Genomic DNA, 3676 nt, shown 5'->3' with positions numbered 1-3676 from the left:
AGTCTGCTGAAGATGACGAAGCGCCATGATCAGAAGAAGATGGCCGACATGAAGACTGTCAGCCGTCGCATCGAAACCAGCGTAAGCGGGTACGATGCCTGCTTCAAAGGCGGCATCGACACCCGGCAGGTCGGTCCCTTGATTTACATAGCNCTTTATCCGCACCTGCAAGCAATCTGAAATGGCTACTTCGGGGAGCTGCCGAGCCTTTGTCGCGACGATTTTGCGACTTTTGCACCGTCGCAGAACTCAACTTTTGCGACAACATTTCCTGCTTCCCGCTTTCCTTCTGATGTCGAGCCCAGACGCGCTTCACCTGCGCTTCGCTGCAGCCGGTCAGCTTTGCCGTCCTGCCGATACTGTTGCCGCCAGACCGGAAGACAATAATGCGTTCGTGTGTCACCAGTCAGCTTGGTCCGGCATATTTCCCGCCCGCCTTTGCCAATTCGATGCCTTGCCTCTGGCGTTCGCGGCGATCCTGGAAGTCGTCCCGAGCCATTTGCAGGGCGAGCTTCAGCAACATTTCCTGAATGGACTCGAGCACGATCTTGGCAACGCCGTCGGCGTCTGCCTTTGCCTGAAGCTGAAAGCTGATCGAAACAATTCGGAATAAGGGTGCTGTCTTGCCGTACCTGGTGTTGTGGATCTTAGCGACATCGCGGCCAGCGACTGATGCGGTCTATCTTCTCCGCAACGACAACCTCCCCCGGCTGAAGGTCCGCGATTAGACGAAGCAGCTCCGGCCGGTCGGCGCGAGCGCCGGATGCCTTCTCGCGGTAGACGCCGGCGATGTAGTACCCGGCATCCCTCGCCTCAACGATGATCGATTCCTGGCGATCAAGATCCTGCCCTTGCGTACTGACCCGCAGATAAACACGAGCAACGTGCATATCCCAGGAATGAGCCCCTCGCCGGCCTGCCTCACCCGCCCGTAGGTCGGTTTCCCCTGTCAGAACGATCCCATCTGAAGGAGACCGGCCGTCATCACCACTACCGGTTGCCGCCGAGCGCCGAGGCAAGGCGCACAAGCGAGAGGAACTCGGACCTGTACCCAAACGGGTCGGCTCCTCGAGCGGCAGTGGCAATCTCCATGATCTTGTCGTAGCCGAACTTCGCGGTCGCATCCTCGTCGCGCAGCTTCTGGCCGAACGCCGCGACGGCAGCCGAGAAACGCTGGTCGGTGCTGGCCTGGTTGAAATCAGCCACTTCGTTGGCTGATGTCACCGGCGTGGTGATCAGCTTCGAGGCATCCTCGTTCGGCAACTTGTAGCGGATCTTCACGAAGGCATATTCGTCGGCGTTGGCGACGCCGCCATTGTTCACCGAGGCCTGGCCGTAGCGCAGCGGATCGATTTGCTCGCCGCCGCTGCCATTCGGCGTGATCTCGTAGATCGCGGTGACCGAATGGCCGGAGCCGATCTCGCCGGCATCGACGCGGTCATTGTTGAAGTCCTCACGGTTCAAGGCGCGGGTCTCATAGCCGATCAGCCGGTATTCCGAGACCTTTTGCGGGTTGAACTCGACCTGGATTTTCACGTCCTTGGCGATGGTGAACAATGTCGAGGACGCATCTTCGACCAGCACCTTCTCGGCCTCGGCCAAAGAGTCGATATAGGCGGCGGTGCCGTTGCCGTTCTGGGCGATGGTCTGCATCATCTGGTCGTTCAGATTGCCGCGACCGAAGCCGAACACCGACAGGAACACGCCGGTCTTGCGCTCCTTTTCGATCAACCGCTTCAGATCGTCGTCGTCGGTCTGGCCGACATTGAAGTCGCCGTCCGTGGCGAGCATCACGCGATTGATCCCGTCGTTGACAAAGGATTTCTGCGCCAGCCTGTAGGCTTGCCTGATACCCGCCTCGCCGGCCGTGCTGCCGCCGGGCGCCAACGTGTCGATGGCATTGAGGATCTTATNCCCCAGCCGATAGGCTTGCCTGATACCCGCCTCGCCGGCCGTGCTGCCGCCGGGCGCCAACGTGTCGATGGCATTGAGGATCTTATCCTTCTCCGAAACCCTGGTGGGTTCGAGGACAGTGCCGGCATGACCCGCATAAGTAACGATCGAGACTGTGTCGTCGGGCTTCAATTTGTTGACCAGAAGCCGGAAGGCGGACTGTAAGAGCGGCAACTTATCCTGCTCGTTCATCGAGCCCGAAACGTCGATCAGGAAGACCAGATTGGCCTTGGGCTGCTCGGCCGGCTTCACGTCGAAACCTTTGATGGCGACATGCATCAGCCTGGTGTGCTCGTTCCACGGCGTCGGCATGACGCTGACGGTCGAGTTGAATGGCGTCGAGGCAACGTCCGGACCTTTCCAGTCATAGGGGAAGTAGTTGATCATCTCCTCGACGCGAACTGTATCGGCCTGCGGCACAACACCTTCCCTGAGCGAACGCCGCACGAAGGAATAGGAGGCGGTGTCGACGTCGATCGAGAAGGTCGAGACCGGGTCTTCGAGTGCTGCATGCACCGGATTGGTCTTGAAGTCCTCGACGCGGTCGCGGTTTTTCTGTTGCGGCTGTATCTGGTCGGCCGGCGCCATGGCGGGCTGTTGCACCATCAGCTTGGACTCGGCCGGCATGCGGGCGGCTCGCCGGTGGGGCATCAAGTTCGGGCCGGACTACGCTCGCTGCTTGCGCCGCAAGCCGCCGTGCCGGAATGATGTCTGGTACCTGAACGAAGTGGTCGTCACCATCGCCGGCAAAAAGCTTTGGTTGTGGCGCGCCGTCGACCAGGATGGATATGTGCTGGACGAAATCGTGCAAAACCGCCGCAACCCCAAGGCCGCCAAGCGCTTGCTGACGCGGCTGTTGAAGAAGCAGGGGCTCGCGCCGAAGCGCATGATCACCGACTAGCTGCGCTCGTATGGAGCGGCAAAGCGACAGGTGATGCCGGACGTCGAGCACCGGTCGCACAAGGGGTTGAACAACAGAGCGGAGAATTCCCATGTGCCGCCGCGAAAACGGGAGCGGATGATCCAGGGGGTCCGATCGCCGGGAGGCCTGCAACGCTTCGTCTCGACCTTGTCAGCCCTCCGCAACCTCTTCGTCCCGCCCCGCCCCAAACGTTCTGCTCTCGCCATACATGTTCATCGCCTGCAAGCCATCGCCGAATGGAAGGCCGTGACTGGAACGCCCGCATGAATTCTGCAGCAGCAGCCCTCGGCCGGCCAATTTCAGACAACGTGTCGCTTGGCAGTTAATTAGGTTCTTCCTCACTTTGTGTGGCGCGGCGGCAGCATGCGTGCTCTCAGCAGTTCGGGACCTGCTCTGCCGTACATTGCGCGCTTGAGGGTCNGTCCGTTGCTCCAGGGCAGTTCGATGGCGTTGTCGACGGCATCGGTGTCTCTGCGCAAAACACGGGCGAACCGCATGATCGGAATGAGTTCGAGGTCGATCGCATCGTCGATCCACGCGTCCAGTGGTACGGATCTCTTGCCGCGAAGGATGCCGTTGAAGCGCATCGCCAGGCGGCGCATCTCTGCGAAAGCATCAGATCCCTGCTTCAGGGCATCGACCTTTCTTGCCTGCCGCTCTCTGCGCAGGCCTCGCGGCTTGATGCACAGCGCCGCGGCGACCACTGGCGAGATCGCATGACCGGTATCCGGATCTCGAACCGGCTCCAAGTTCAGCGCGGGAGACTGAATGTCATCGGCCTGCTCTCTTTCGGCCCGCCGC

General features: G+C 60.6%; 2 protein-coding genes and 4 pseudogenes. 2 read left to right on the top strand and 4 right to left on the bottom strand.

Annotated elements, in window-relative coordinates:
* A pseudogene (locus X738_RS89585) lies at positions 1-165 on the bottom strand (tyrosine--tRNA ligase); the annotation flags it as partial.
* Between the two features lie 16 nt (positions 166-181).
* Between X738_RS89585 and X738_RS89945 the strand changes: the two are divergent.
* Complete coding sequence (locus X738_RS89945; RefSeq protein WP_245277909.1) at positions 182-613, top strand: hypothetical protein; 432 nt, start codon at positions 182-184, stop codon at positions 611-613.
* A gap of 34 nt (positions 614-647) precedes the next feature.
* Here the strand turns inward: X738_RS89945 and X738_RS89940 are convergent, their stop codons facing one another.
* Together X738_RS89940 and X738_RS80305 are read right to left on the bottom strand one after the other, a co-directional pair.
* Positions 648-890, bottom strand: a complete 243-nt coding sequence (locus tag X738_RS89940; protein WP_023804241.1) for a recombinase family protein — start codon at positions 888-890, stop codon at positions 648-650.
* Positions 891-990: 100 nt separating this feature from the next.
* Positions 991-2592 (bottom strand): annotated as a pseudogene (locus X738_RS80305) (vWA domain-containing protein); the annotation flags it as partial.
* On the opposite strand from X738_RS80305, the pseudogene X738_RS81940 reads away from it, so the two are divergent.
* Positions 2591-3142 (top strand): annotated as a pseudogene (locus X738_RS81940) (IS6 family transposase); the annotation flags it as partial. The pseudogenes X738_RS80305 and X738_RS81940 overlap by 2 nt on opposite strands.
* Positions 3143-3213: 71 nt before the next feature.
* Here X738_RS81940 and X738_RS80295 read toward each other — a convergent pair.
* Positions 3214-3676 (bottom strand): annotated as a pseudogene (locus X738_RS80295) (ISL3 family transposase); the annotation flags it as partial.

Origin of the sequence: Mesorhizobium sp. L48C026A00 (assembly GCF_000502375.1) — a bacterium.
Classification (GTDB): domain Bacteria; phylum Pseudomonadota; class Alphaproteobacteria; order Rhizobiales; family Rhizobiaceae; genus Mesorhizobium; species Mesorhizobium muleiense.
Note: the sequence above shows the minus strand (reverse complement) of the source record. Positions and strands in the feature narration are given on the sequence as shown.

What these genes read in the sequence shown, in the direction of transcription:
- X738_RS89940 (WP_023804241.1), bottom strand. Translation starts at nt 890, where the DNA reads ATGCACGTTGCTCGTGTTTATCTGCGGGTCAGTACGCAAGGGCAGGAT.
- X738_RS89945 (WP_245277909.1), top strand. Translation starts at nt 182, where the DNA reads ATGGCTACTTCGGGGAGCTGCCGAGCCTTTGTCGCGACGATTTTGCGA.